The sequence below is a fragment of the Actinoplanes nipponensis genome (genome assembly GCF_016862275.1).
GTDB lineage: Bacteria > Actinomycetota > Actinomycetes > Mycobacteriales > Micromonosporaceae > Actinoplanes > Actinoplanes nipponensis.
On record NZ_BOMQ01000071.1, the window covers coordinates 14,808 to 39,375 of the forward strand.

Annotated in this window: 27 protein-coding genes and 1 tRNA gene; 15 read left to right on the plus strand and 13 right to left on the minus strand. The window is 71.5% G+C overall.

The window, feature by feature from the left end:
• Positions 1–81 precede the first annotated feature (81 nt).
• The 7 genes from Ani05nite_RS30270 (at position 82) to Ani05nite_RS30300 (ending at position 7,340) form a co-directional block, all read left to right on the plus strand.
• Positions 82–1,587: a tyrosine-type recombinase/integrase gene (locus Ani05nite_RS30270; protein ID WP_203774078.1), complete on the plus strand. Its 1,506-nt coding sequence runs from the start codon at positions 82–84 to the stop codon at positions 1,585–1,587.
• Positions 1,588–2,001: 414 nt separating this feature from the next.
• Positions 2,002–2,994 (plus strand): hypothetical protein, encoded by a 993-nt coding sequence (locus Ani05nite_RS30275; RefSeq protein WP_203774080.1) that lies wholly within the window; start codon positions 2,002–2,004, stop codon positions 2,992–2,994.
• Complete coding sequence (locus Ani05nite_RS30280) at positions 2,991–3,938, plus strand: hypothetical protein (RefSeq protein WP_203774082.1); 948 nt, start codon at positions 2,991–2,993, stop codon at positions 3,936–3,938. The genes Ani05nite_RS30275 and Ani05nite_RS30280 overlap by 4 nt, the downstream gene beginning before the upstream one ends.
• Positions 3,928–4,956: an ImmA/IrrE family metallo-endopeptidase gene (locus tag Ani05nite_RS30285; protein WP_203774084.1), complete on the plus strand. Its 1,029-nt coding sequence runs from the start codon at positions 3,928–3,930 to the stop codon at positions 4,954–4,956. The genes Ani05nite_RS30280 and Ani05nite_RS30285 overlap by 11 nt, the downstream gene beginning before the upstream one ends.
• Before the next feature lie 127 nt (positions 4,957–5,083).
• Positions 5,084–6,106 carry a nucleotidyltransferase family protein gene (locus Ani05nite_RS30290; protein ID WP_203774086.1) on the plus strand — a complete coding sequence of 341 codons (1,023 nt, stop codon included), beginning with the start codon at positions 5,084–5,086 and terminating at the stop codon, positions 6,104–6,106.
• Positions 6,103–6,555: a type II CBASS E2 protein gene (locus Ani05nite_RS30295; RefSeq protein ID WP_203774088.1), complete on the plus strand. Its 453-nt coding sequence runs from the start codon at positions 6,103–6,105 to the stop codon at positions 6,553–6,555. The genes Ani05nite_RS30290 and Ani05nite_RS30295 overlap by 4 nt, the downstream gene beginning before the upstream one ends.
• Positions 6,556–6,752: 197 nt before the next feature.
• Entirely contained in the window at positions 6,753–7,340 is a 588-nt protein-coding gene (locus Ani05nite_RS30300; RefSeq protein ID WP_203774090.1) for a hypothetical protein, read from the plus strand.
• 245 nt (positions 7,341–7,585) lie between these two features.
• Here the strand turns inward: Ani05nite_RS30300 and Ani05nite_RS30305 are convergent.
• A tRNA-Lys gene (locus Ani05nite_RS30305) sits at positions 7,586–7,658 on the minus strand.
• A gap of 154 nt (positions 7,659–7,812) precedes the next feature.
• Between Ani05nite_RS30305 and Ani05nite_RS30310 the strand changes: the two genes are divergently transcribed.
• From Ani05nite_RS30310 to Ani05nite_RS30325, 4 genes are all read left to right on the plus strand, one after another.
• The gene (locus Ani05nite_RS30310; protein ID WP_203774092.1) at positions 7,813–9,096 is read left to right on the plus strand and encodes a L,D-transpeptidase; all 1,284 of its coding nucleotides are present in this window, start codon (positions 7,813–7,815) and stop codon (positions 9,094–9,096) included.
• 173 nt (positions 9,097–9,269) lie between these two features.
• Complete coding sequence (locus Ani05nite_RS30315) at positions 9,270–10,511, plus strand: L,D-transpeptidase (protein ID WP_239130773.1); 1,242 nt, start codon at positions 9,270–9,272, stop codon at positions 10,509–10,511.
• Between the two features lie 91 nt (positions 10,512–10,602).
• The gene (locus tag Ani05nite_RS30320; protein ID WP_239130774.1) at positions 10,603–11,076 is read left to right on the plus strand and encodes a hypothetical protein; all 474 of its coding nucleotides are present in this window, start codon (positions 10,603–10,605) and stop codon (positions 11,074–11,076) included.
• Positions 11,077–11,398: 322 nt separating this feature from the next.
• Positions 11,399–12,166, plus strand: coding sequence for an aminoglycoside adenylyltransferase domain-containing protein (locus Ani05nite_RS30325; protein WP_275410662.1), 768 nt, complete (start codon positions 11,399–11,401; stop codon positions 12,164–12,166).
• Positions 12,167–12,172: 6 nt separating this feature from the next.
• On the opposite strand, the gene Ani05nite_RS30330 is transcribed toward Ani05nite_RS30325, so the two are convergent.
• Positions 12,173–12,538: a nuclear transport factor 2 family protein gene (locus Ani05nite_RS30330; protein ID WP_239130775.1), complete on the minus strand. Its 366-nt coding sequence runs from the start codon at positions 12,536–12,538 to the stop codon at positions 12,173–12,175.
• A 20-nt stretch (positions 12,539–12,558) separates the two neighbouring features.
• The gene (locus tag Ani05nite_RS30335; protein WP_203774098.1) at positions 12,559–12,930 is read right to left on the minus strand and encodes a nuclear transport factor 2 family protein; all 372 of its coding nucleotides are present in this window, start codon (positions 12,928–12,930) and stop codon (positions 12,559–12,561) included.
• A 96-nt stretch (positions 12,931–13,026) separates the two neighbouring features.
• Here Ani05nite_RS30335 and Ani05nite_RS30340 point away from each other — a divergent pair, with 96 nt between their 5' ends.
• Positions 13,027–13,983, plus strand: a complete 957-nt coding sequence (locus Ani05nite_RS30340) for an RNA polymerase subunit sigma-70 (protein ID WP_203774100.1) — start codon at positions 13,027–13,029, stop codon at positions 13,981–13,983.
• Here the strand turns inward: Ani05nite_RS30340 and Ani05nite_RS30345 are convergent.
• The 5 genes from Ani05nite_RS30345 to Ani05nite_RS30365 form a co-directional block, all read right to left on the minus strand.
• The gene (locus Ani05nite_RS30345) at positions 13,967–14,311 is read right to left on the minus strand and encodes a PRC-barrel domain-containing protein (protein ID WP_203774101.1); all 345 of its coding nucleotides are present in this window, start codon (positions 14,309–14,311) and stop codon (positions 13,967–13,969) included. The two genes, Ani05nite_RS30340 and Ani05nite_RS30345, sit on opposite strands and share 17 nt — an antisense overlap.
• Positions 14,312–14,351: 40 nt before the next feature.
• On the minus strand, positions 14,352–14,783 hold the full coding sequence (locus Ani05nite_RS30350; RefSeq protein WP_203774102.1) for a response regulator: 432 nt from the start codon (positions 14,781–14,783) through the stop codon (positions 14,352–14,354).
• A gap of 96 nt (positions 14,784–14,879) precedes the next feature.
• Complete coding sequence (locus Ani05nite_RS30355) at positions 14,880–15,053, minus strand: Flp family type IVb pilin (protein WP_203774103.1); 174 nt, start codon at positions 15,051–15,053, stop codon at positions 14,880–14,882.
• A gap of 81 nt (positions 15,054–15,134) precedes the next feature.
• Positions 15,135–15,485, minus strand: a complete 351-nt coding sequence (locus Ani05nite_RS30360; RefSeq protein WP_203774104.1) for a DUF2750 domain-containing protein — start codon at positions 15,483–15,485, stop codon at positions 15,135–15,137.
• Between the two features lie 147 nt (positions 15,486–15,632).
• Entirely contained in the window at positions 15,633–16,256 is a 624-nt protein-coding gene (locus Ani05nite_RS30365; protein ID WP_203774105.1) for a DUF2238 domain-containing protein, read from the minus strand.
• A 67-nt stretch (positions 16,257–16,323) separates the two neighbouring features.
• On the opposite strand from Ani05nite_RS30365, the gene Ani05nite_RS30370 reads away from it, so the two are divergent.
• The 3 genes from Ani05nite_RS30370 to Ani05nite_RS30380 all read left to right on the plus strand — a co-directional run bounded on the left by Ani05nite_RS30370 (position 16,324) and on the right by Ani05nite_RS30380 (position 18,213).
• Positions 16,324–16,809: a GNAT family N-acetyltransferase gene (locus Ani05nite_RS30370; protein ID WP_203774106.1), complete on the plus strand. Its 486-nt coding sequence runs from the start codon at positions 16,324–16,326 to the stop codon at positions 16,807–16,809.
• A gap of 110 nt (positions 16,810–16,919) precedes the next feature.
• Complete coding sequence (locus tag Ani05nite_RS30375; RefSeq protein ID WP_203774107.1) at positions 16,920–17,612, plus strand: hypothetical protein; 693 nt, start codon at positions 16,920–16,922, stop codon at positions 17,610–17,612.
• 139 nt (positions 17,613–17,751) lie between these two features.
• On the plus strand, positions 17,752–18,213 hold the full coding sequence (locus Ani05nite_RS30380; RefSeq protein ID WP_203774108.1) for a hypothetical protein: 462 nt from the start codon (positions 17,752–17,754) through the stop codon (positions 18,211–18,213).
• A 48-nt stretch (positions 18,214–18,261) separates the two neighbouring features.
• Here the strand turns inward: Ani05nite_RS30380 and Ani05nite_RS30385 are convergent, their stop codons facing one another.
• From Ani05nite_RS30385 to Ani05nite_RS30405, 5 genes are all read right to left on the minus strand, one after another.
• On the minus strand, positions 18,262–20,844 hold the full coding sequence (locus tag Ani05nite_RS30385; protein ID WP_203774109.1) for a lipopolysaccharide biosynthesis protein: 2,583 nt from the start codon (positions 20,842–20,844) through the stop codon (positions 18,262–18,264).
• Positions 20,845–21,076: 232 nt separating this feature from the next.
• Positions 21,077–21,583 (minus strand): GrpB family protein, encoded by a 507-nt coding sequence (locus tag Ani05nite_RS30390; RefSeq protein ID WP_203774110.1) that lies wholly within the window; start codon positions 21,581–21,583, stop codon positions 21,077–21,079.
• Positions 21,580–22,680 carry a magnesium and cobalt transport protein CorA gene (locus Ani05nite_RS30395; protein WP_203774111.1) on the minus strand — a complete coding sequence of 367 codons (1,101 nt, stop codon included), beginning with the start codon at positions 22,678–22,680 and terminating at the stop codon, positions 21,580–21,582. The genes Ani05nite_RS30390 and Ani05nite_RS30395 overlap by 4 nt, the downstream gene beginning before the upstream one ends.
• Positions 22,681–22,806: 126 nt before the next feature.
• The gene (locus Ani05nite_RS30400) at positions 22,807–23,544 is read right to left on the minus strand and encodes an ABC transporter permease (protein ID WP_203774112.1); all 738 of its coding nucleotides are present in this window, start codon (positions 23,542–23,544) and stop codon (positions 22,807–22,809) included.
• 3 nt (positions 23,545–23,547) lie between these two features.
• On the minus strand, positions 23,548–24,525 hold the full coding sequence (locus Ani05nite_RS30405; RefSeq protein WP_203774113.1) for an ABC transporter ATP-binding protein: 978 nt from the start codon (positions 24,523–24,525) through the stop codon (positions 23,548–23,550).
• Positions 24,526–24,568: the final 43 nt, after the last annotated feature.

Sequence of the window (24,568 nt, forward strand, 5' to 3'; positions counted from 1 at the left end):
CGTGTCGACAGTCGTCCCAGCGGATTCGCCGATCAGCGAATCCGCTGGGACACACCCACCCACCCGAACAGGACGAACCGCATGAACACCGGAACGACGTCCAAACGCTGCTTCTGCCGCGACCGCAACACCGGCAAACCGCTCGGCGCCAAATGCCCGAAGCTGCGCCGAGGCACCACCTGGAACCCGCACCACGGTGTCTGGCAGTACCAGATCGAACTCCCCAAGGCCGCCGACGGCCGCCGCCGCCCGCTACGCCGAGGCGCCTTCGACAACCAGAACGACGCGGGCGATGTGCTGCGCCGCATCACCGACGCCCTCGCCGTCTGCGAACCCGGCGACACCGCCAACCTCACCCGGGCCGGGGACATCATCGAGAAGGCCGTCAACGCCGACCAGCAGGTCCCCGACCCGGAGCAGGTCCGCCGCCTGCTGTACGCGGTCGAGAAACTCGACACCGTCCCCGACGTGGCCGGTCTGCTGACGATGTTCATCACCAGCCGAGGCGGCGCCCGCGACGCAGGCCGGAGCAAGAAAAAGAAGATCAAGGAAGGCACCCGCCGCTCCTATCAGGGCCACATCGACAACCATCTCGTCCCGCACCTGGGCACGGTCCGGGCCGACCGGCTCACCGCCGGCCTCATCGAAGCCATGTTCGAGAAGATCGAAGAACGCAACGAACGCATCGACCTGTACCGCGCCAGCCCGGACCCGCAGAAGCAGGACGAGGTCAAAGGGCTGCGGACCGTGGGCATCGCCACCCAGCACCGGATCCTGGCCACCCTGCGCGCCGCCTACAACTGGGCCATGCGACGCGGCATCGTCGCGGTCAACCCGGCGAAGCTGGTCGAGGTCGCCCCGGAAAAGGCACCGAAGAAGCTGGTGTGGACCGCCGAACGCGTCGCCGAGTGGCGGCTGACCGGCAAGGTCCCCGAGGACGCGATCATGGTCTGGACGCCGGAACAGACCGGCGTCTTCCTCGACCACCTCATCGCCTGCAATGACCCGCTCTACGCGCTTTACCACATCGTCGCCTACCGAGGGCTGCGCCGAGGCGAAGCGTGCGGGCTGCACCGCGTCGACTACGACCGCACCCGCAAGAAGATCACCATCGCCTGGCAAGTCGTGCAACACGGCTGGGAAGCCCGCCTCGAACGACCCAAGACCGACGACAGCTACGACGACGTCCCCCTGGACGACGGGTCGGTCATCGCCCTCGACAACCACCTCGTGCAACAGCGACGGCAACGGCTGGCCGCCGGAGCCAAATGGGTCGAGACCGGCCTGTGCTTCACCACCGACACCGGCGCCATGCTGCACCCGGCCGCCATCACCGACCACTTCTACTTCCGCCTTCGGCAAGCCGGTCTCCCGCCGATCGGATTGCACGGCCTGCGCCACGGTGCCGCGACCATCAACCTTGCCGCCGGGGTGGATATGCGGGTCGTGCAAGAGCTGCTGCGCCACTCCTCGATCACCGTTACCAGTGACCTCTACACCAGCGTCCTACCGGACCTGGCGTTCGACGCCGCAGAGAAGGCAGCCGCCAGCGTGCCCCGTCGGCGACACCTCAAGGCCGTCAGCTGATCAGAAGTGCAGACTCGGGACCGCCGACGCGGTCCCAGTCTCATGCGTGGCCTTCAAGTTCGTCGAGGCGGCGTACTAACCGATAATCTCACCCAGGCGCTTGCGAATCTCGGCCGCGCCCATCAATGCCAGGTCAAGCCGGCGAACTTGGCTGCTGCTCGGGTTCGGCCGGTCATGGGTCAGCCGCATGCCGTAACCGCCGCGTCGGATACGTCGTTGCATCGATTGCGGATCCGGCTGGCCGTGGCCACATCAGCCAGGGCCAGCCGGTCGAGGCAGGCGTCTGAGTTCAGCCAACCGCGCTGAGGTCGTACGAGCGGGACACCACGTTGGCCGAAGGAGGTCAGCATTTCCATCCTGGCGGATCTTCAGGCCGGCGTCGTCGGCGAGCCGTTCTTGGCCATGCTGCATCGGGTGGCCAGCGCGCAGGTGGCAAGGCACCCCGGCGCGTACCGCGACCAACGCGATGATCCCGAGCTGGCCATCGAGGTGACGCAGGACTTCATCGCCGACCACTGGCAACGGGCCATCCCCGCACTGGTCGCGCAGGCCTCGGATGACGCGTCGCTGGAGCGGCTGCTGCACACCAGCATGAAGAACTGGCTCATCGACAAGTTCCTCACCACGACGGTGCATGGCTCGGTGACCAAGACGCTGACGGAGCATCTTGCTGCGCATGACGAGTTCGAGCAGGTGCCCGCGGGGCAGGACGGTGCCGGCCGGTGGCGGTTGGCCGGCACGCAGGAGCCGCCGTGGGGCGGCGGCCTGGACTGTCTGGTGGCCGCGGCGGGGATGGTCCGGGCCAAGGTCATCCGGTGGGAGAGCGAGACGCGCCGTGCTCCGCTGACCACCGCGGAGGATTTGTCGGCGGTGGTACGGGCGGTGATGCAGGCCGCCGGGGGTTGCCTGTCGGTGCAGCAGCTTGTCGAGGTTCTCCTCCGGCGGTTCGCCGGCACCGTGACCACCCTGGCGATGCCGCCGGACGCTCTGGACCTCGAAGCCGAGCAAGTTGCCGATTCAGGGCCGCTGCCACCCGATATCTGGCAGGCGCACGAGGAGGCATCCGCGGCGGCGCATGCTGCGGCCGACGTGATCGGGCAGCTAACAGTGCAGGAGCGTCACCTGTTGGGGTTGCAGGCGGCCGCGGAGAACCCGGCGGCGGCGGTACGGCGCGTGCAGGAGTATCTGGGATGTGGGCGCAGCAAGGCGTACCTGCAGATGGAGCGGGTCCGCGCCCTCGTGCGAGAGCTTGCCGGCGCCGTGGAGGACAGCGAGTTGGTAGTGCGCGGTGTGCTCGCCGCGTGCCGGGCCGCCCTTCCTGGCGCCGAGGGCGTGGACAATCCTGGCGATGGGTCGTCAGACCATGATGAGGACTTTATTGACGGGGACAGGAGGGAGGCGTCGTGACGACGGACCTGCCCGCGTCCTTGCGGGCCCTAGCCGGGTCCTTGTCGGTCCCTCAGGCGCTGACGACCGAGGCGCTGCGGGAGCGATTCGGTGATCCCGACGCCGTGGATCCCGCCGTCGGTCAGGTGCGCCGCGCCGAGTGGGGCGACGTGTCGCAGCTGGTGCTGCTACTGGAAGGCGCTGTAGATGAGCGGCACTGGCGGGTGGTGCCGGTGTCGATCGACCCGACGGGCGAGGACGAGAACAGCCTGGTGCTCAACGAGGCGCGGACGGCGTTCCCGGTGGAGGTGACGGCCTGGGCTGGTCAGCCGGCGCGTGTGCCGACCGGGGTGCTGAGCCGGGTCGTCGACCTCTGGGATGCCGACGTGACCGCTTGGTGCGCCGCCACCTCGGCGGAGCCCCCACCGGGTACGCGTCACGGAAGGCCCGCCACACCGCATAGTCGAGACGCGCAGGTCCGCGCCGACCTGCAAGACGCGCTCGAGGCCCTCGCCGAGGCGCCGCTCGTTCCCGTCCGCGCGGACGGCGTGCTCGACGTGCCCGCCGCCGCGCAGAGGGTCGGCTTACGGGAGGTGGTTCAGGCGCTTGGCGTGCCGCTGGTGGCCGCGACGAAGATCCTCAAGGGCAAGGCGGCAATTTCTGAGCAACAGGCGGCGGTCCTCGCCGGGTTGTTCGGCGTCGCCGCGAGCGACGTGCTGGCGGCGGTGAATGGGCTGCCGCCGGGGCTGGCCGTGGAGTTAGAGCGGCCGCGCTGGCGCACGGTGTGGCGGACCTGGGCAACCCGGCTGCGCAGGACGGAGGACGCGGTCCGGCTGGAGATTGGCCTTGGCGCGTTCGGGCTGGCGTTTCGGCAGACCGGCGCGGCTGGCGCCGCGGACTGGGAGAACCGAATCGCGCATTGGCTGGCCGTCAACGATCCGAAGGACGTGTCGGGTGGCGCCTGACCGCAACTCGGCGGCGGTGACCGCCCAGGTGAAAGCAATGCTGCGCGTCTTGGGCCAGCAGCGCCCCGACTCCGTCGAGCGGCTGTGCGCCGATGCCCTGGCCGAACTCGAAGGATGGCCGGAGATCCGGGTCCGCTTGGTCGACGAGCACGTCGGTGCCGGCGGATGCTCGGTCGCGGGCAGCTACGGCGATGACGCGGATCCGCCAGAGCTGCGAGTGGCCCGGTCCGCGTCGCATCGACGCTGCCAGTTCACCGTCTTGCACGAGCTGGGCCACCATCTGCAGAACACCAGTTTCGAGCTGGCCGAGAATCTGCTTACCGCCGCCGACTGGGTCGAGGACGCCGCCTGCGACCGGTTCGCTGCCCGCATCCTGCTGCCGGATGAACTGGTGGCCGCCTGCTTTGCCGAAGCCACCCCCACCGCCGGCGACGTCGTGCGCCTATATCAAGCGTCTACTGCTTCCCGGGCGGCGTGCGTGGTCCGGGCGGCCGAGCATCTGCGCAGCCCTGGGGCGGTGGTGTTGTACGACGCGGCAGGGATCGTCTCGTTCGCCGCCGCTCAGGGCGTTTACCCACCGGCTCGCGGCAGCGACCAGGTGCACACGGCGCTGGTCGCCGCGGCCCTGCGAGGCCTGGACAGGGCCGACGGGGCGGCTGTGACCGTCGACGCCACGACCATCCGGTACCGCACCCACGACCACGGCCCGCTCTACGGGCAGGCGGCTTGGTGCGACGGATACCTCGTCGCCGTGCTCGTCGAGCACCACGCCCCGTGGGAGCCGTTCTCCCCGACCCGCAGTCCGGCCGAATTCCGATCAGCGGCCTCGGCCGACTGCGCAATCTGCGACGAGACCTTCCCGGCAACTGACGTCTGCGCGGCGTGCGGGGAACCGCGCTGCCCGTCCGGCCACTGCGCCTGTACCCAGCGCCGCGAACGTCGCTGCGACCGGTGCTTCCTCTCCTGGGGCATGTCCCGCTTCCCCGACGGCGGTACGACCTGCATCGACTGCCTCTGACGATCACCACGGCGGCAGTTCGTGGACGATCTCGGCGATGGGTCGTCAGACAAGGGTGAGGGCCACCGCGGCCCTCCGGCACCCCCGGGTGACGCACCCCGCGCCTCGCGCGGAGAGGAGGCCCTCCATGGGACACACGAATGATCAACTCAGTGCGGTCCGTGCGCAGATCGACGCCGACGACGGACCGCTGAAGGAGGCCCGCGCCCGGCTCGAGCTGGTCCGCGACATCGTCGAAGGCTTCTACGGTGCGCTGCGCTCCTACCGCAGCGGCTCGCTGGCCCACCACACCATGATCGACCCGGTCACCGACGGCGACGGCGGCCTGGTCCTCGACCGCCGCTGCTACCCCGGACTCGGCCCCGAAGGCGGCGGTGAGCCCCCGACCGAGGTCTGCGACCAGCTGTGCGCGCTGCTGGGCCCGGAAGTCCGCCGCACCTACCCGAACGCGCGCTGCGGCACCTCCAAGCGTGGCCCCAAGTTGACCTTCGGCGCCCCGATCGACGGCCAGGACCCGACCGTCGACATGGTCGTGGCACTCACCCGCCGCGACGGCGACGGCCTCTGGATCCCGAACCTGCACACGAACCGGTGGGAAGCCTCGCACCCCGAGGGCCACGTCACCCTCTTCAATGCCGGCCCCGCCGCGCTGCGACAGACCCGCCGCGCCGTGATCCGCCTCGCCAAGGCATGGAACAAGCAGTACACCCAGCCCGGCATGTCGTCGTTCCACCTGTCCACGCTGGCGTTGGAGTTCGTCCAACCCGGCGTCGGCGTGGCGCGCGCCCTGCACACGCTGTTCGACCGCGCCGCCACCCGCATCGAACGGGGCCAGGCCACCCCCGATCCGGCCGGGGTCTCGGCCCCGCTCAAGCTGCTGCTCGACCGTGCCACGGTCGCCACCCGCCTGCGCAGGGCCGCCGACGCCCTGGGTGACGCCCTTGCCCGCGACGACGACCCGGTCGCCGTCCAGGCCGCCCTGCACCGGGTCTTCTGGAAGTACGTCGACGACCCGCACGACAACCGCCTGGCCCAAGCCGCCGCGGTGCTGCGGCCCCGCCAGCCGGTGTCGACGACCGCGCTCGGCATCACCGGCCCGGCCGCCATGGTCGCCACGACCCGCGCCTACGGCGGACGTACGCCACGATGATCGGCCCGTCGTGGCGGGAGCCGGCCTGGTTCGCCAGGCCGGCCCACCGGCTGCCGTTCCTCGCGGCCCTGAAAGCAGCCGGCGCCGCGCCGCGTCCGATCCGGCCGCCCCGCGTGTACCGCGGCGGCTTCGCGCTCCGGTGCACGATCATCCCGGCTGGCCTCGACCGCCGCACGGTGACGATCGTCTTCGGCTGTGGCAGCCCGGAGGTGCCCCGCGTGTTCGTCGACGGCCCCACCGATTCCCCGCACCGCTACGACGACGGTTCGCTGTGTATGTGGTATCCGTACGACCCACCTGAGCGGCAGTGGCAGCGCCGCGACGGCCCCGTGGTGCTGCTCGGACACATCGCGTCCCACCTGATTCGCGAAGCCTGGTGGCGTCGCACCGGCGAATGGGTCGGCGATGAAGCTCCGCACCGCGCCCTAGATCGGCAGGAGACTCTATGAGCACCACCCACGGCCCAGCGGCTTCAGCGTCGGCGGCCCCAACCCCGGTCCCCTCGGCAACTCCGCCGCAGGCGAAGAGCAGCGCGACGACCACCTCCACGGCCGTGCCGGCCGCACCACCGCCGACCACCTCCGCTCCCGCTCCGACGCCTTGGTGGACGAGTGGCCCGCTGCTGGCAGCGGTGGTAAGCGCCGCGGTGGCCATCTGGCTCGCCGCCCGTACGGCCCGCCGTAGCGAGCGCGAGAAGGAACGTGCCCGCCAACGCGACCTGTTCACCGCCGCCTATCAGGCGTACGCCGACTACCGCGAGCTGCCGTACGCCATCCGCCGGCGCCGCCACGACGAAGCCGCTGCTGAACGGGTCCGTCTCTCGGAAGTCCTCCGGGAGATCCAGAGTCGGCTGGCCTACTACCAGACCTGGACCGCTGCCGAGTCCGAGACCGTCGGAGCCGTCTACCGGACGTTGGTGGAGCAGGCCCGCAAGGTCGTCGGCGGCGGGATGCACGAGGCATGGAAAGCGCCACCCATCACCGACGACAGCGCGATGAACATCCCGACCACCGTCATCGACCTGTCCTCGCTCGAAGAGCGCGAGAAGGCTTACGTCACCGCCTTCCACCAGCACCTGCAGGCGCTCGCTCCCTGGTGGCGTCGCCGTGCCTCATGGTGGGGCAGCAAGTCCAACATGATTTCACCACCGCAGTCTTCCGAAACAAATCCGGCGAGAAAGGCGCAGGCCAAGCCTCAGCCCGATGAGACCTCCAGCGATCCCGGCGCGACGTGACCTGCCAAAGGGTCGCCGGGTGTTTCCTGTGTGCCCGGTTTCCATCGCCCGCGAGTGTGCCGCGGCGCGGCTGGTCAATGGCCCGTGAGCTGAATCACGCGGTGGCCATGTTGGCGACGAATACCGGCACGTGTCTGGGCATGCCAGCGTCTCCAGATCACGCATGGATCACGCAAACGTCCACAAGGGACGAAAAGATGGCCCTGACCAGCAGCAAAACGCCTGGTCAGGGCCATCATCAACTGTGCGCCGCGTAGGACTTGAACCTACAACCCGCGGATTAAGAGTCCGCTGCTCTGCCAGTTGAGCTAGCGGCGCTCGCTGACAACGGAGAAACACTAACACGACCTTCTGGCCCCCTGAAATCGGCACCCAGCATGATCGTCTCGCCGGGACCCGCGCCGGGATGACCCCCGCGCGTTGCGCGAGTAAGGCAGGATGTGCCCGCGGAACGTGGGATCGAGGATCAAGGATGGTCGGCATGCGGCGCTCACTCGTGGCGGTTGTGGCGTTGGTGGTGGTCACGCCGCTGGCACTGGCTGCTTGCAGCAAAGATGAGAAGACCGCCACGCCGGCCGCCTGGGTCGGGGCCGCGCCGTCGTCGGCGCCCTCCGGCGGGTTGCCCGAGTCCGGCGTCACCGCGCCCGGCGAGACCGGGGGCAGCTCGGCCGCCTCACTCACTGTGACGCCGGCCACGGGCAAGAAGGACGTACCGGTCAGCGCCGAGATCGGTTTCAAGGTCTCCGGCGGCAAGGTGACGAGCGTCGCACTCAAGGATGCCGCCGGCAAGGCCGTCGCCGGGGCGCTGCGCGAGGACGGCTCGTCCTGGGTGCCGAGCAAGCCCCTCAAGACCAACAAGAAGTACGAGGCCACGGTCACCGCCGTCGACGCCGCCGGGGCCACGAAGACCGCGGGCACCACCTTCACCACCATGGGCAAGCCGGCCCGGCAGACCGGCACCGGTCTCTACCTCTTCGACGACCGCACCTACGGCGTGGCCATGCCGGTCGTGGTGGAGTTCAACCCGGGCATCAAGAAGAAGGACCGGGCCGCCGTGCAGAAGCGGATGTTCGTCAAGACCTCGCCGGCGCAGCCCGGCGTCTGGTCGTGGACGGCCAGCGGCACCCAGGCCTACTACCGCGGGCCGCAGTACTGGAAGACCGGCACCGAGCTCGCCGTGCGGATCGCGCTCGGCGGCCTGCCGACCGGGGGCGGCCGGTACGGCGACCAGGACCGCGGCGCCACCGCCAAGATCGGCCGCAGCTTCATCATGAAGGTCGACAACAAGACCAAGAAGATGACCGTGGTGCAGGACGGCAAGACCGTCCGCACGATGCCGGTCAGCCTCGGCAAGAAGAGCACCCCCTCGTCCAGTGGCACGATGGTGGTCATGGAGAAGAAGGCGGCGACGGTCTTCGACACGACCGCCGAGCTGGGCCCGGACGACGGATACCGGACCGAGATCGAGTACGCCCAGCGCATCACCTGGAGCGGGCAGTACATCCACTCCGCCCCGTGGTCGGTCGGCTCCCAGGGCCGCCGCAACGTGTCGCACGGCTGTGTCAACGTGTCCCCGTCGAACGCCCGCTGGCTCTTCGACAAGACGCTGATCGGCGACCCGATCACCGTGCGGGGCACCGAGGACAAGCTGGCCGCCGGCAACGGCTGGACGGCGTGGGACATGAGCTGGAAGGAATTCGTCAAGGGCAGCGCGCTGCCGGTGCCGGCCGAGCTGGCGGCCCAGGAAGGCGCCTGAAACTTGAAGCGTAAAGTAACTTCGGTCGCTTGACCCCAGGGCGCGGCGCCACCCTCCAGGGGCCGCGGCACGAAACCGGGATTGGTGGCTCGGCATTCATGGAGGAAGATGGGCGCCGGGACGACAGCGCGGTGAGAGGGATCATGGGATTTCGTGGAGAACGGTCGACGGGCGTGACAGCGTCACCGCTGACCGCCCGGGCCGGGCGACGGCCGTGGCGGGTCGCCGTGGCGGCCCTGGCGACCGCGGGTGTGCTGCTGACGGCGGGTTGCAGCGGCGACGACGCCGAGACCCCCTCGTGGCAGGGCGGCTCCCAGGGTGACGGATCCGGGGCCTCGCCGGCGCCGGCGCCCGCGCCGACGCTGAGCACGGTGGCCGTGACCTCTCCGGCCCCGGACGCCAAGGACGTCGAGGCGGCCACCGAGATCAAGTACGACACCGAGGACGCCGAGAACACCACCGTCGAGGTCAAGGACGCCGACGGCGCCGAGGTCAAGGGCACCCTCGACAAGGACAAGAAGGTCTTCATCCCGGCCAAGGCGCTCGGCTGGGGCAAGACCTACACGGTCACGGTCAACGGCACCCCCTCCGGCGACAAGGGCGGCAGCACGTCCAGCACCTTCACGGTGATGAAGAAGCCGGCGAAGCTGGTCCGCGTCACGAGCTTCCTCGCCGACGGGCAGACCGTGGGCGTCGGCATGCCGATGATCGTCCGGTTCGGCCGCTCGGTGCCGGAGAAGTACCGCGACGACGTCCAGCGCCGCATGACGGTGACGGCGACGCCGGCCCAGGAGGGCATCTGGCACTGGACCAGCCCCACCGAGGTGCACTACCGCCCGAAGACGTACTGGAAGCCCTACACCAAGATCTTCTACAAGGTGCAGCTGGCCGGGGTGCCGATGGGCGACGGCTGGTACGGCCGCTCCGACCTGACCGTGGACCTCAAGGTCGGCCGGTCGTTCGTGATGACGGTCTCCAACAAGACCAAGAAGATGATCGTCAAGCAGGACGGCAAGGTCATCAAGACCATCCCGGTCAGCCTCGGCAAGAAGAGCACCCCCTCGTCGAGCGGCACGATGCTCGTCATCGAGAAGAAGGAACACACCGTCTTCGACACGCTCGAGGAGCTCGGCCCCGAGAAGGGCTACCGCACCAAGATCGACTTTGCCCAGCGGATCACCTGGAGCGGCCAGTTCATCCACGCCGCGCCGTGGTCCGAGGGCGTGCAGGGCCGCACCAACGTCTCGCACGGCTGTGTCAACGTCTCGATGGCCATGGGCAAGTGGCTGTTCTCCCGCACGATGCTCGGTGACCCGATCACGGTCAGCGGCACCGAGGAGAAGCTGAAGAACGGCAACGGCTGGACCGACTGGAACATGAGCTGGGACGACTACAAGAAGGGCAGCGCCATCTGAGCGCACCCCTGAGCACGCGGGCCGGTCGGTTTCCGACCGGCCCGCGCGCCGTTTCCCCGGCGGGCGCGCCCGCCGGTCTTACGCTGTGCTGATGCCAAGATCACCGCTCGCTGTCGTGCCGTTCGTCCTGCTCCTCGCGGGTACGGTCGCGGGCTGTTCCCACCCGTCGCATCAGGCGGCCACGCCGTCACCGGCCGCCGCGCCCAGCGTCTCGCCCGCGATGGCCGGTCAGACCGCTGCCGGGAACGCCCCCGCCGGGGCCACGCCGGCCGGGGAGGTGGCCTCGGTTGACGAGCCACCCGGCGCGCTCACCTGCGGCAAGGCGGTCCGCGCGGTCCGCGACGCCTCCCTGATGCAGCCGGGCGTGATCGCCGACATCGCCGGCGCCGCCGGCACGGCGGACGCCCCGGTGGCCGACGCGGCGCAGGCCCTGTCGGCGGCCTACACGAAGGCGGTGGCCGCCCACGGCACCGACGCGGAACCGGACGCGGTCGCGGCGGTCAGCGCCGCCGCCGCCGAACTGGTCGCGATCTGCGACGACTCGGGCCTGGCCACGACAGGCTGAGCCCCCACCCGGCCCGCCGACCGCCGCGGTCGGACCGCCAGACGTCCTCGACCCGCCAACCCTCCGGCCCGTCGAGGCCGTCATCCTTCCGGGCCTTCCGGGCCTTCCGGGCCTTCCGGGCCGTCGGGGCCGTCGGGGCGGTCAGCCTTCCGGCTCGTCGGGCCGCCTGCCCTCTGGGCCGCCTGCCCTCTGGGCCGCCTGCCCTCCGGGCCGTCGGGGCGGCCGGCTCTCCGGCTCGTCGGGGCCGCCAAGCCGCCGCGCCGCCCGGGCCACCGAATGCACCCACCAGGACCGGATGCGGGCGCTCGCTACCGTGGGCCCGGTGACCGACCAGCTCGACCAAGCCGTCGCCGCCACCTGCGCGGCCTACCTCGACCTGGCCGACCGCCACGCCCCCGGCCTCGTCCAGGGCCTCTACCTCCAGGGATCCATCGCGCTCGGCGACTACCGCCCCGGCGTCAGCGACATCGACTTCGTCGCCGTGGTCTCCGGCCGGCCCGACCTGTCCGCCCTGCGCGCGGTGCACGGCCACCTCCGGCGGTCCCACGGCGGCACCCCCTTCGACGGCCTGTACGTCACCGCCGAGGATCTCCGGCGTGATCCCGCCGCCGGCCCGCCCGGTCCGGCGGTGCACGAGTGGCGGGTCGAGCCCGCGTCGGCCTTCGAACGCCATCTCGTCACCTGGCACGTGCTGGCGCAGGGCGGTGTCGCCGTGCGCGGTCCCTCGGTGGCCGAGCTCGGCATCCACACCGACTGGCCCGCGCTGGCCGCCGGCACCCGGGAGAACCTCGCCGGCTACTGGACCCGCTGGCGCGACCGCACCGCGCGCGGGCCGGTCGGCTACAGCGCCCGGGCGACCGCCTGGGGTGTGCTCGGCGCCGCCCGGCTGCGGCATACGCTCGCCGCCGGGCGGGTCACCGCGAAGACCGAGGCCGCCCGGTACGCCCTGGACACCTACGACGAGCGCTGGCACCGGGTGATCCGGGAGGCCCGGCGGATCCGGGTCGGCGGGCCGGCGCTGTACCGGGGGCCGGTACGCCGGCACGCCGACCTGATGGGCTTCCTGCGGGTGGTGCTGGAGGCCGGGTGAGCACCCTCAGACGATGCTCGCGTGGGCCGTGATGATGCGCCAGCCGTGCCCCGGGTCGTGCACCCACGTGCGGGTGTAGCGCATGCGGGCCTCGAACGGGGTGCCGTCGATGCTGCCGCGCAGGGTGCCCAGGAACCAGGTGATCCCGGTCGTCCCGGCCACCAGCGCGGTCACGTCCTCCTCGTGCAGGGCCTCGATCACCTGTGTCCCGGTGCGGTGCACCCGCAGGTCGTCGTGCTTGCCGTAGAGCGCGCCGTCGGGGCCGGTGAAGACCAGCCGGTCGTCGAGCAGCGTGTCGAGCGCCGCCACGTCCGAGGCCAGCTGGGCGGCCTGCAGGCGGCGTTCCGCGGCAAGTAGTTCCTTCTCGTCCACCGGTACCTCCCGTTCCGACGTCAGGGTATGGCCTGCCGCGCGGCCGCGAACGGGACCCGGTCGAAGATGAAGCGGCTGTAGGTGATCCGGCCGTGCGCGACGGTCAGGAACTCGGCCCCGGGGCCGCTGGCCACGAGCGCCGAGCTGGTGTCGTACATCATCAGGGCCTTGTCCTCGTCGCCGAAGGCGGCGATCAGCGTGGCGCTGTGCAGCAACTGGGCGAAGGGCGCGAGGAAGGCGCGGAAGGCATCGCGGCCTTCGAGACGGCCCGCCGGCGCGTCGCAGACGATGTCGTCGGCGACGTAGCCGAAGGCCAGGTCGAGGTCCTTGGTCGTCCAGGCCGCGTGGTACGCCAGGGCCACGCGCAGGGCGGTGCTCGCTTCTTCGGGCATCGGGGTCACCTTCCGGGTCGGTCGTGAGCGGTTCCCTTGTTGAGACACCGGCACAGCCGCGATCGGAACGGTGCGGGCGGGTGAGATGCTGCGGTCGTGGACGGTACGGGGTTCGCCGAGCTCGTCGAGCCGCACCGCCGTGAGCTTCTGTTGCACTGCTACCGGATGCTGGGCTCGCTGAGCGACGCCGAGGACGTCCTGCAGGAGACGCTGGTGGCCGCCTGGAAGGGCCTGCCCGAGTTCCGCGGGCGGTCGTCGCTGCGCTCGTGGCTCTACCGGATCGCGACCAACCGCTGTCTCAACGCGCGGCGCGACGCCGGCCGGCGCGTCCCGGCGGCGCCGACGCCCCCGTTCGAGCCGCCCGCGCCGACCCGCCGGGACGCGGTGACCTGGCTTCAGCCGTGGCCCGACGCGCTGCTGGAGCAGGTGCCCGACATCGCTCCCGGCCCCGAGGCCCGGTACGCGATGAAGGAGGCGGTGGAGCTGGCGTTCATCGCCGCGCTCCAGCGGCTCCCGCCCCGGCAGGCCGCGGTCCTGATCCTGCGGGACGTCCTGGGCTACTCGTCCGCCGAGGTCGCCGGGATGCTCGCGATGACCCCCACGGTGGTCAAGGGGGTGCTCCAGCGGGCCCGCTCCGCCGCGGGGGACGGCCGGGCGGAGCCGGGGGACGAGGGGCTGGCGCAGCGCTTCGCGGAGGCGTTCACGGCCGGCGACATCGACGCGGTCGTCGCGCTGCTGGCCGACGACGCCTGGCTGACCATGCCGCCGGCGCCGCACGAGTACCGCGGGCCCGCGGCGATCGGGGCGTTCCTGCGGGCCAGCGACGTATGGCGCGGGCCGCGCCGGATGCTGCTCGTCCCGGCTCGGGTGAACACGCAGCCGGCGTACGCCTGCTATCTGGCCGGTCCCGGCGAGCCGGTCGCCCGGCCGGCCGGGCTGATGGTGGTCACCGTGCGCGGCGATCGGATCGGCGCGCTGACGCGTTTCCACGACAACGCCGCGCTGGCCCGGCTCGGCCTGCTCGAGGCGGCGGGGGTCACTTCGGCTGGATGAGCCAGTTCCACGCCCGGCGCAGGCCGTCGCCGAACGAGTCGTCGGCCCGGGCGAGGGTTTCCTCGCTGGGCTCGGGCAGCTCGGCGGCGGGGACCGCCACGATGACCCCGTGTTCGAAGAGGCCGTCGACCTGGGTGGCGTTCGCGTACCGGTGGCCGTCCGCCGTCTTCACGACCAGGCCGTGGAAGATCTCGTCCTGGTCGTCGGAGAGCACGTGCTCGACCGTGCCGACCTTGTCGCCCGCGCGGTCGTAGACCGGCGTGCCGTCGGCGAGGACCAGGAACGACTGCGGGGCCCCGAGGTCTTCGGGGGCGGTGTTGTCCGACATGGTCCCGGTGGTACCCCGCGGGGCCGCGCGGTAACCGGCGTCAGTCGCTCGGCGGGAGCAGCGCCACCTCGCGGTAGAAGCGGTCGATCGTGCGGACCGTCGCCTCGAACTCGTCCAGCCCGAACGGCTTGGTCACGTAGGCGTTCGCGCGGTGCTGGTAGCTGGACGCGATGTCCGGGGCCGCGCCGGAGGTGGTCAGGATGATGACCGGGATGGCCTTCAGCCGGTCGTCCGTCTTGATCGCCGCGAGCGTCTCGCGGCCGTCCATCCGCGGCATGTTGAGGTCGAGCAGGATCAGGTCCGGCCGCTGCGCGTCCTCGTACGGGGAGGTACGCAGCAGGTAGTCGAGCGCCTCGCGCCCGTCCGCCACCCGGTTGACCGTCGTCTGTTGCTCGGAGCTCTCGAGCGCCTCCGAGATCATCAGGGCGTCGGCATCGTCGTCGTCCACGACGAGGATCTCGAGACTCCGCACCGCTACCCCCTTGTTTGCAGTTCGGCAAGCATAGGGGGTGGGGCTGTCCGGGGCCACCGCCGCGGGGAAGGAATGCGGCGGCGTGGCGCGGCACGGCTAGGGGGCGGTGCCGGCGCTCGGGCCCGAGGGGGCCGCGACGGTGTCGGCCAGCGCGGTGACGTGCCCGCCGAGCAGGGTCACGGCGGCGATGACGATGACCACGATCAGGCCCGCGAGCAGGACGTACTCGATGACGGTGGCACCCTGGTCGGCCGGCCGGGCGTGCGACATCGTGGGTCTCCTTCAGCGGTGCCGGGTCCTGTCCCGTCTGTATCGGCCCCGCGTGCGGTCACTCAAGGTTTCGCCCGGCGCTCAGGCCGGATCGGCGAACCAGCCGGCGACCTGGTCGGGCGGCAGGTCGAAGCCGGTGGCCCGGGTGCCGGCCCAGTTGACCCCGACCAGCAGGCCGTCGCTGTGCAGGCCGGGCAGCCAGCTGTCGAGCCAGTCGGCCACCGGGATCTCCACCACGTCGAACCCGCGGTACGCGGTGACGGCGCCGACCACCCGCTCGGCCCGGGTGGGCTTGGACCAGAACGGCATGGCGCGGCGGCCGTTCTCGTCGCCGGGTGCGGGGTAGCCCGCGCCGTCCCGGATCGACCAGACCCGGCCCTCGCGGGGCACGTCACGGCGGAAGGCCGCCGTGTGGGCCGCACTGAGCGACATGGTGTCTCCTTTCGGGCGCTGACCCCACCATCGTCGCGTATCGGGGCTTTACCGGTGATTTGAACAGGTAAATCAGTGAGCAGGGGCAGGCGGTGCACCAGCTCGACGATCCGGTTGCGCGGCCCGAGCACCTGCGCAACGACCGGATCAGCCCGGTCCGTCCCTGAGCCCGGCCAGCTGGCGGTCGTGCCGCCGGGAGAACAGGAGCTGGCTGACGACCGCGCCGCACATCGCCAGGAACATGTCCCACTGGGTGTCCCACACGTCGCCCTGCGCGCCGAGGAAGTCGTCGGCCGCGCTGCCGCCGATCAGCGCCGACCACCACTCGAAGAACTCCCAGCACGCGCTCACGGCCAGCACGACGCAGACGACCAGCGCGAAGAGCCAGCCGCCGGGACGCAGCGGGGTGCGGCGCAGCAGGATCTCGCGGGCGATGATCGCCGGGGTGATGCCCTGGAAGAGGTGCCCGAGCCGGTCGTACGGGTTGCGGTCCAGCCCGAACAGGTCCTGCACCCACTCGCCGGCCGGCACCTGGGCGTACGTCCAGTGGCCGCCGATCATCAGGATCAGCGCCTGGGCCAGGATCAGCCGGTAGGCCAGCGGGGTCAGCGGGAAACGCCGGTACGTCAGCACCAGGATCGGCGCCGCGATCAGGGCGGGCAGCACCTCGAGCAGCCAGGTGCCGGACGAGTACGGGCGGATCGCGGAGATCGCCAGGGCGAGGGCGCCGGCGCCCAGCAGGAGGGACGGTTCGCGGCGTGCCTCAGTCATGCCGGGAATCGTGTCAGGGCGACCGGCCGCGTGGCTGAGTACCCGGGCCCGACCTAGGGTCGGGCGCATGCAGATCAGAGTGGCGACACCGCAGGACTGGCCCCGGATCTACCCGTTCTGGGCGCGCATCGTGGCGGCCGGCGAGACGTACGCCTACCCGCTGGGGCTGAGCCTGGACGAGGCCCGGTCGCTGTGGATGGAGCAGCCGCCGGGGCTGACCGTGGTGGCCGTGGACGGCGACGAGATCGTCGGCTCGGCGAAGATGGGCCCGAACCGGCCGGGGCGCGGCGCGCACGTCGCGACCGGCAGTTTCATGGTGGACCCGGACCGGCAGGGACGCGGCGTGGGTCGGGCGCTGGGCGAGTACGTCGTCGACTGGGCCCGGCGCAACGGCTATCACAGCATCCAGTTCAACGCCGTCGTCGAGGCCAACACGGCTGCCGTGCACCTGTGGCAGGAGCTGGGCTTCGAGATCGTCGGAACCGTGCCGGAGGCGTTCGATCATCGGTCGAAAGGACGAGTGGGCCTCCACGTAATGGTCAAAAAGCTGTAATATCGCCCGAAACGCCACCAAATGTCGTAGTGAGTCCTAAATCACCCATAACCTGATCTTCGTCGGGCCAGCCCTCGGCCCGACGACGACCTAGTTTCGGAGGAAATGGGATGAACAAGTCTCGGCGTATCGGAGCCCTCGTGGCCGCCACCGCGGCCGCGGTCGGCCTGGCCACCCTGGTCGCGCCCACCGCTGCGGAAGCGTCGCGGCGGGGACCGCAGCCCGTCTCCAACTTCGTGCACCGGGTGCGGGCGCACACCGACACCTGGGTCAGCGTCCGCTGGCAGACCGACCGTCGCATCTGCGACGCCCGGGTGTGGGTGAACGGCCGGCGCGTGGACGTCGCCTACCCGCGCCACGCCCGCAGCACCTCCTTCTCCCGGGGAGACACGCTGCGTCCGGGACGCAGCGACTACACGGCGTTCCGCGTGAACGCGGACTTCAACCACTCCGGCGTGGCGCTGCTCCGCACGGTCATCGCGTACGACCTGTGCGGCCGGCGTGACCGCACGATGTACAAGTCGTTCGGCCTGGCCATGCCGGTCGTCGCCTTCCGCCCGGGCCACGGCAACTGGCCCGGCAACGGCAACGGCAACGGCAACTGGCCCGGCAACGGCAACGGCAACGGCAACTGGCACGGCAACGGCAACGGCGACGGGCACGGCAACTGGAACCCGGGTCAGGGCGGCATGCCGGGCCAGGGTGGCGTCCCGGCCCAGGGTGGGGCTCCGGCCCAGGGTGGGGCTCCGGCCCAGGGTGGCGCTCCGGCCAGTGGCGCTCCGGCGCAGGGCGGCCAGCAGTAACTCCCGATGACGGAAGGCGCGGGTGGCCGATCGGCCGCCCGCGCGTTTCGCTGCCCGGCTTTCCCCAAGATGACCCATCGTGAGAGCCACCGCCCTATCGTCGGCATTACTGGCGTTTGAGCGTGTTGAGGGAGTTCTCATGATGAAGCGGCGAATCGTCGCGACCGGAGTGGCGGCGCTGGCGGCCACCGGCCTGACCGCGATGGCGACCCCCACCGCGGCGGTGGCCTCCCGCCCGGGTCCGCGGCCGGTCACCACCTGGGTCGACGCCGTGCCGGCGGGCCAGACGTCCTGGGTCTCCGTCAACTGGACGACCGGCCGGAAGATCTGCGACGCCAAGGTGACCGTCGAGGGCGGGGACGTGCGGATCGGCTATCCCGAGAACACCGGCACGTACACGTCGTTCTGGCAGAGCGACCGGCTCCGGCCGAAGCGGCTCGACTACACCGCCTTCACCGTGCACCCCGAGGGCCCCGCGGACCGGTACCGCCAGCTGCACGCGACGCTGCGATACACCACCTGCGGCCGGCACGCGGTCGAGAAGGCGCAGACGTACCGGCTGACCCTCGTCGTGCTGCCCGCGGACCCCGCGGAAAAGTGATTACGCGCGGCCGGCGGGGGCGGCCGGCCGCGCGTAAGTCCGTGACCCTCAGCGGGTGGCCATGATCAGCGCCGCCGGATCGGTGCAGACCAGCTGCAGCGCCCGGGCCACCACGGCCGGGTCGTACGTCGAGGCGTGGAACGTGGCCTCCAGGTGCAGCACCCCGCCCATCTCCGACGTGGTGAGCGTGATGCCCTCGGGCCCGTTGAGCGTCGGCACGCTCTGGTTGACACGCCCCGCGGCCTCGACCGCCCAGGGCAGGTCGGCCAGCACGTCGTGCCGGCCCTGGTTGCTGAAGGTGAGCCGGGGCCGCGGCTCGATCGCCACCTCCGCCGGGTAGGGGTCGGGCAGGCCCGGCGCGCCGGCCACCGCGATCTTGCCCTCGCGCAGCAGCATCATGGTCAGGATCCGGCCGGTGGCCAGCTCCGCCTTCAGCGTCGTGTGGATCGCCAGCGGGTCGGTCAGGCTGGGCGGGCTCAGGTACGGGCCCATGCAGAAGTTGCTGTCGATGCTGACGCCCGGGTCCACGTACCGGCGGGCGTCGGCCAGGAAGGTGCCGCCGGACAGGTCCGGGTTCAGGCCCAGCTCGCGCAGCGCCGAGGCGAACGCCGCGAACGTGATCGCCGAGGTGGTGACGCCCGGCGCGTACTGGTCGCGCCAGGCCCGCATCCGGCCGAGCACCTCGGCCGACCGGGCGGTCTGCACGGTGAGTCCGGGGGACCACGGCCGGGTCGGCGACTCCGGCGGGTGCGGCGGGCGGGCGAAGCTCAGGCCCTGCTTCCACCGGCCGGGCTTGGTCCCGAACTGCTTCCACCAGGCCTTCGGCAGCGCCCACCGGTGCCGCACGGACGGGGCGATCACCGCGGCGCGTTCCTCGCCGGCCGCCCGGACCAGCTCCCGCAGCAGCGTGTTCACCGGACCCGCGTCCCCGTACGCGTGGGCCACCTTCAGCGCCACGTACCCGCCGCCGGCCAGGATCCGCACCGGGTGGTGGCCGCGCGGCTCGGCCTGCAACTGCCGGGTCATCGCGTCGAAGTCGGCCGGCCCGTCGCCCAGATCGGTCACCGCCTCCCGCACGTAGGCGGCGAACGCGGGCGCGTCCAGGTGCAGCCACCGCGCGCCGGCGCGGTCGAGGCGGGACACGGCCCGGTGCGACGGGTCGGCGGCGTGCAACCCGATCAGGGCGGTCCGCAACCGCTCGGCGGTGACCCCGGTCAGCGGGCCCACGGTACGGATGTACTCGAGCGGCAGCCAGGCGCGTTCGTGCAGGGTGAGGCTGGTGCTGGACATGATGTTCTCCTCGAGCGGGGTACGGGCGAAAACCACCCGGAGCACGGTCGGCGCCACGAGCACGGTCTCGGCGGCCATCACCAGGGCCACCCAGGTGACGAGTTCGGTGAGGCTGCCGCGGCTGCCGCCGTACCAGGCGGCGACGAGTTCGGCGACGCCGGCGAAGACCGAGAAGATGCCCGCGCCCCGGACGCGGCCCTGCACCCGGGAGATCGCCAGGAAGAAGTGGTGGAAGACGAACGGCACGTAGGTCAGCGCCAGGATCATCAGCGCGGTGCCGGCCGACTCCGCGTAGCTCGCGCCGAACAGACCCATGATCGGCTTGGCGGCGAAGACCACCACGAGCGAGGCCGGCAGGCCCACGCCGAGGCAGATGAGCAGGCCCATCCGCACCTTGGAGCGCAGCGCAGCCCGGTCGCCGCTGGCCACCGCGAACAGCGTGAGCGCCACGTTGCCCGGCACCATCGCCAGGAACGACAACACCATGAAAGCGGTGTAGAACGACGCGTTGGCCTCCGCCGACAACACCGCGGTGACGACCAGTGGCAGCGCTGCCCGCGGCAGGTAGGTGGCCAGGTTGAGCAGGTTGTGGTCGAAGGTCGCCCGGCCCCGGCCGCGCAGCAGCGACAGGCGTGGGCGTACCGAATCGACCGTGCCCTTGCGCCGCAGGGCGCGGCCGAGGATCGCGACCGACAGCACCATCCCGGCGATCCAGGTGAGCAGCAGCTCGCCGCCGGTCAGCGTGATCGGCAGCACGGCCAGCACGCCGAGCAGGGCCAGCTTGAGCACCGAGAACCAGGCGTTGCGCATCAGCTGCAGCGGCCCCTGCAACAGCCCGACCAGGGCCTCGTCCAGGACCAGGGTCATCGCGTTCAGCGCGATGCCGAAGACCAGCAGCACGGTGGCGGCCGTGCTGCCGAGCGCGTGTTGCAGGCCGGGGACGGCCAGGTGGGCGACCGCGACGTAGCCCAGGCCGCCGAGGGTCGCGGCGCCGCCGGCGACCAGCAGGCAGGTGGAGATCAGCTCCCACTTGCGGCCGCGCAGCGAGCCCAGGTCGGAGATGAGCATGGTGCCCATGCCGAACATGCCGATCGTGCCGATCAGCGTCATCGCCGAGACGGCCGCGGAGGCCTGGCCGACGGCCTCGGCGGGCGCGGTCCGCGCCGCCACCCACCAGTACGCGAAGCCGAACAGCGAGGTGATGGCGGTCGTCGCCATCAGCGAGCCGGCGTTCAGGAACAGGTCCAGGTGGCCGCGCAGCACGGCGACCAGCCCGCCGCGGACCGGGCCCTCGGGCCCGGGATCCACGCTCTGCGGTACGACCTCGACCGAAGTTTCCACTACTACCGCCCCCAGTGCAGTGATCGAAGCCAAACGGTAGTTACCCGGCGTATTCGACTGCCACGGCAGAGTGGGGCACACTCCGCACACTGTCCGGAGTGGAGAACGGGCGGACCGGTGGACCGGCCCGGGACCGTTCGGTGGATCTTCGGTACGGCTGGGACCTCAGGCGTTATGCCTGGTCACAGCCGTAACGTCCGGTGCCGGGGGAGAGGGTTGTCACCCGCCGCGGCTATTCCTCCCAGACCGGTACGGAGGGTAGGCCCCGCTCGGCCCGGGCCGCGTCGGTGAGCTCCTGGAGCAGCCCGGTCTTACCCCGCGTGTACGCCGGACCGGGCCCGAACTCCGCCATCAGCTCCCGCTTGAGCGCGCCGTAGCGGTCCCGGTCGGCCGGATGCGCGATGAGGTAGTCGCGCAGCAGCCGCTCGTTGCGGGTGGGCCAGCTCGCCGCGGTGACCACGTGCAGGTGGTACGCCGTGCTGTCGTAGTCCTCCCGCCGGTAGAACAGCCGCTGCGGCATGTCGGTCGCCGCGCCGCGGTAGCCCAACGTCTCCAGCGCCCGGTCGTTGACCTCGTCGAGGTCGTCGACGCCGGCCATCAGGTCGATCACCGGCTGGGCCGGCAGCCCGGGTACGGCGGTGCTGCCGACGTGCTCCACCGCCCGGAACAGCGGCGCCAGCACGACGCAGGCCTGCCGGCCCAGGTCGGCCCACCGCTGCTCGGGCTCCACGATCGTCACAGCCAACCCACCTTCTTCAATCGGCGATGCAGGACGACCGCGGCCCCCGCCATCAGCAGCAGCACGCCCGCGTAGCCGTACCGCCAGCCCAGCTCGGGCATGTTCGCGAAGTTCATGCCGTAGATGCCGGCGATCGCGGTCTGCACCGCGGCGATCGCCGCCCACGACGCAATCTTGCGCATGTCATTGTTCTGGTCCACCGAGACCTGGGCCAGCCGGGCCTGCAGGATCGAGTTCAGCAGGTCGTCGAAACCGGCGACCCGGTCCACCGCCCGGGCCAGCCGACCGCGCACGTCCACCAGGTACGGGTGCAGCGCCGGGGGCACGACCTCGCGGTCCAGCAGCCGCTGCAGCGGCTCCGGCAGCGGCAGCACTGCCCGTTTGAACTCCACCATCTCGCGTTTGAGCTGGTAGATGTGCGCGATGGCGGGTGGCGTGCCGGGGGAGAAGGCCACCTCCTCCAGCGCCTCCAGGTCCCGCTCGACGTGCCCGGCGACGTCCAGGTACAGCTCCACCATGCGGTCGCAGACGGCGTACGCGACCGCCCACGGGCCCTCGGCCAGCAGGGCCGGCCGCTGCTCCAGCTCCGCCCGCACGGACCGCAGGGCGCCCGCCGCGCCGTGCCGCACCGTGATGACGAACCGTTCGCCGATCAGCACGGTGACGTCGCCGGTGTCCACCACCTCGGAGGTCTCGGTGAGCGCCTCGTGCTCGACGTACCGCGCGGTCCGCAGCACCAGCCGGGTGACGTCGCCGATCACCTCGGCCACGGGTCGGTGCCCGGTGGCGGCGGCCTGCGCGGCGGTGAGCTCGTGCAGGCCGAAGGCCCGGGCGATGGCGCCCATCGTGGCCTCGTCCGGTTCGTGCAGTCCCAGCCAGACGAAGGCGTCGTGCCGCTGGGCCTGCCGGGCGGCGTGGGCGAAGTGCACCGGGCCGGGTCGCCGCGCCCCGTCGTGGTAGACCGCGCAGTCGACCACCGCGTCGGGATTGCTGCGCCGGGCCGGCGGATCGGCGGACGCCGGGCGGCTCAGGCCCTCGAGGAACCGGCCCAGCGTGCGTGGAAGGGAGCGCGTCCTGTGCCGCCGCAACCCGAACATGTCCGGTTCCCCCATCGCTCGCCGGCCGTGCGGAGATGACCGTAGCCGTTGCCCACCCGGGTCCGCCGCACCGGCGGCCCGGGTGGGGTGTCGGCCGGCCCCCGGGCCGGGCGCCGGGCGGGCCGGTCAGGCGGAACGCTGCATGGCCCGGCTGCCCACGAACAGGCCGAACGCGCCCACCGCCAGCGCCGCCAGCGTGCCGCTGACCGTGGTCGAGGCCCAGATGTCGCCGTTGAACAGGGCGCGCTCGGCATCGACGACGTAGGTGAGCGGGTTCCACCGGGCCAGCGCCCGCAGCCACCCCGGCCCCGCCTCGATCGGCAGCAGCATGCCCGCGAGCAGCAACAGCGGGAACAGCAGGGTCTGCTGCACGGTCCAGAACAGCCATTCCTGGTTCTTCGCCGCCAGCGCCAGCGTGTACGACAGCGAGCCGAGCCCCAGGCAGAACACGGCGAGGATGAGCACGCCCACCAGCACGCCGCCCAGGTGCACGTCCAGCCCGAACGGCAGGCAGATGGCGATGATCACCGCGGCCTGCACGACGACCGGCACGATCTCCTTCAGGGCCCGGCCGATCAGCAGCGCCGGCCGGCGCAACGGGGTGACCAGCATCCGCTCGTGCGAGCCGGTCTGGATCTCGAACAGCAGGTTGGAACCGGTCATCGAGGTGCCGAACAGGCAGGACATCACCACGATGCCGGGCACGAACCACTGCAGGCCGAGCTCGTCGGGCAGCAGCGGGGCGAACAGGCCGAGGAAGACCAGCGGCTGGACCATCGCGAAGACGACGGTGAACGGGTTGCGCAGGACCGGGCGCAGCTCGCGGCTGAAGACCACGCGGGTGTCGGTGACGAGACTGGTCATGGCTCAGGCCTCCACGAGAGCAGGGTCGGGGTGAACGTCCTCGGTGGACCGCTCGGCGCCGCCCTCGCGCAGGCTGCGGCCGGTCAGTTGGAGGAAGACGTCGTCGAGCGTGGCCCGCCGGACCTCGATCTCGGCCGGCGTCAGGCCGGCGGCGCGCAAGTCGTCGAGCAGGCCGGAGACGAGGCGGGGCGCGCCCGGAACGGAGATCGTCAGCTCGGCGCCGCGCCGGTGGGCCTTGTGCGGCACGCGGGCCGCGGCCGCCGCCGCGTCGGCCTCGTGCGCGAAGCCGAGGATGATCCGGTCGCCCACGTGTTCCTGCTTGAGCCGGGCCGGGGTGTCGTCGGCGATGATCCGGCCGTGGTCGATCACGATGACCCGCTCGGCCATCGCGTCCGCCTCGTCGAGATAGTGGGTGGTCAGCACGATGGTGGTGCCGTGCCGTTCGCGCAGCTCGACGATGTGCCGCTGGAGGTTGGCGCGGTTCTGCGGGTCCAGCCCGGTCGAGGGCTCGTCGAGGAAGAGCAGCTCGGGCGCGTGGATCAGCCCCATCGCGATGTCCAGCCGGCGGCGCTGACCGCCGGAGAGCGTCGACACGGTGCGGTCGGCGACCTCGCCCAGGTCCAGCGAGTCGATCAGCTCGGCGGCGCGCCGCCGGGCGGCGGGCACCTTCATCCCGTACGCGCGCCCCTGGCTGATCAGCTCGTCGCGGCCGCGCTGGCTGTGCGCGGCGCCGTTGCCCTGGCCGATGTAGCCGATCCGGCGCCGCACCTCGCGTTGCGCGCCGACCACGTCGTGGCCGGCGACCCGGGCGGTGCCGGCGGTGGGCGGGATCAGCGTCGTGAGCATCCGCAGCGTGGTGGACTTGCCGGCGCCGTTCGGGCCGAGCAGCGCGACCAGCTCGCCCGGCGCCACTGTCAGGTCGATGCCGCGGACCGCCTGCACATCCTTGAAGTGCCTGGTCAACTCGTGGGTCTCAATCATGGGACCGACGCTAGGGACCGTTGCGGCCACTTCCTGACCGCAA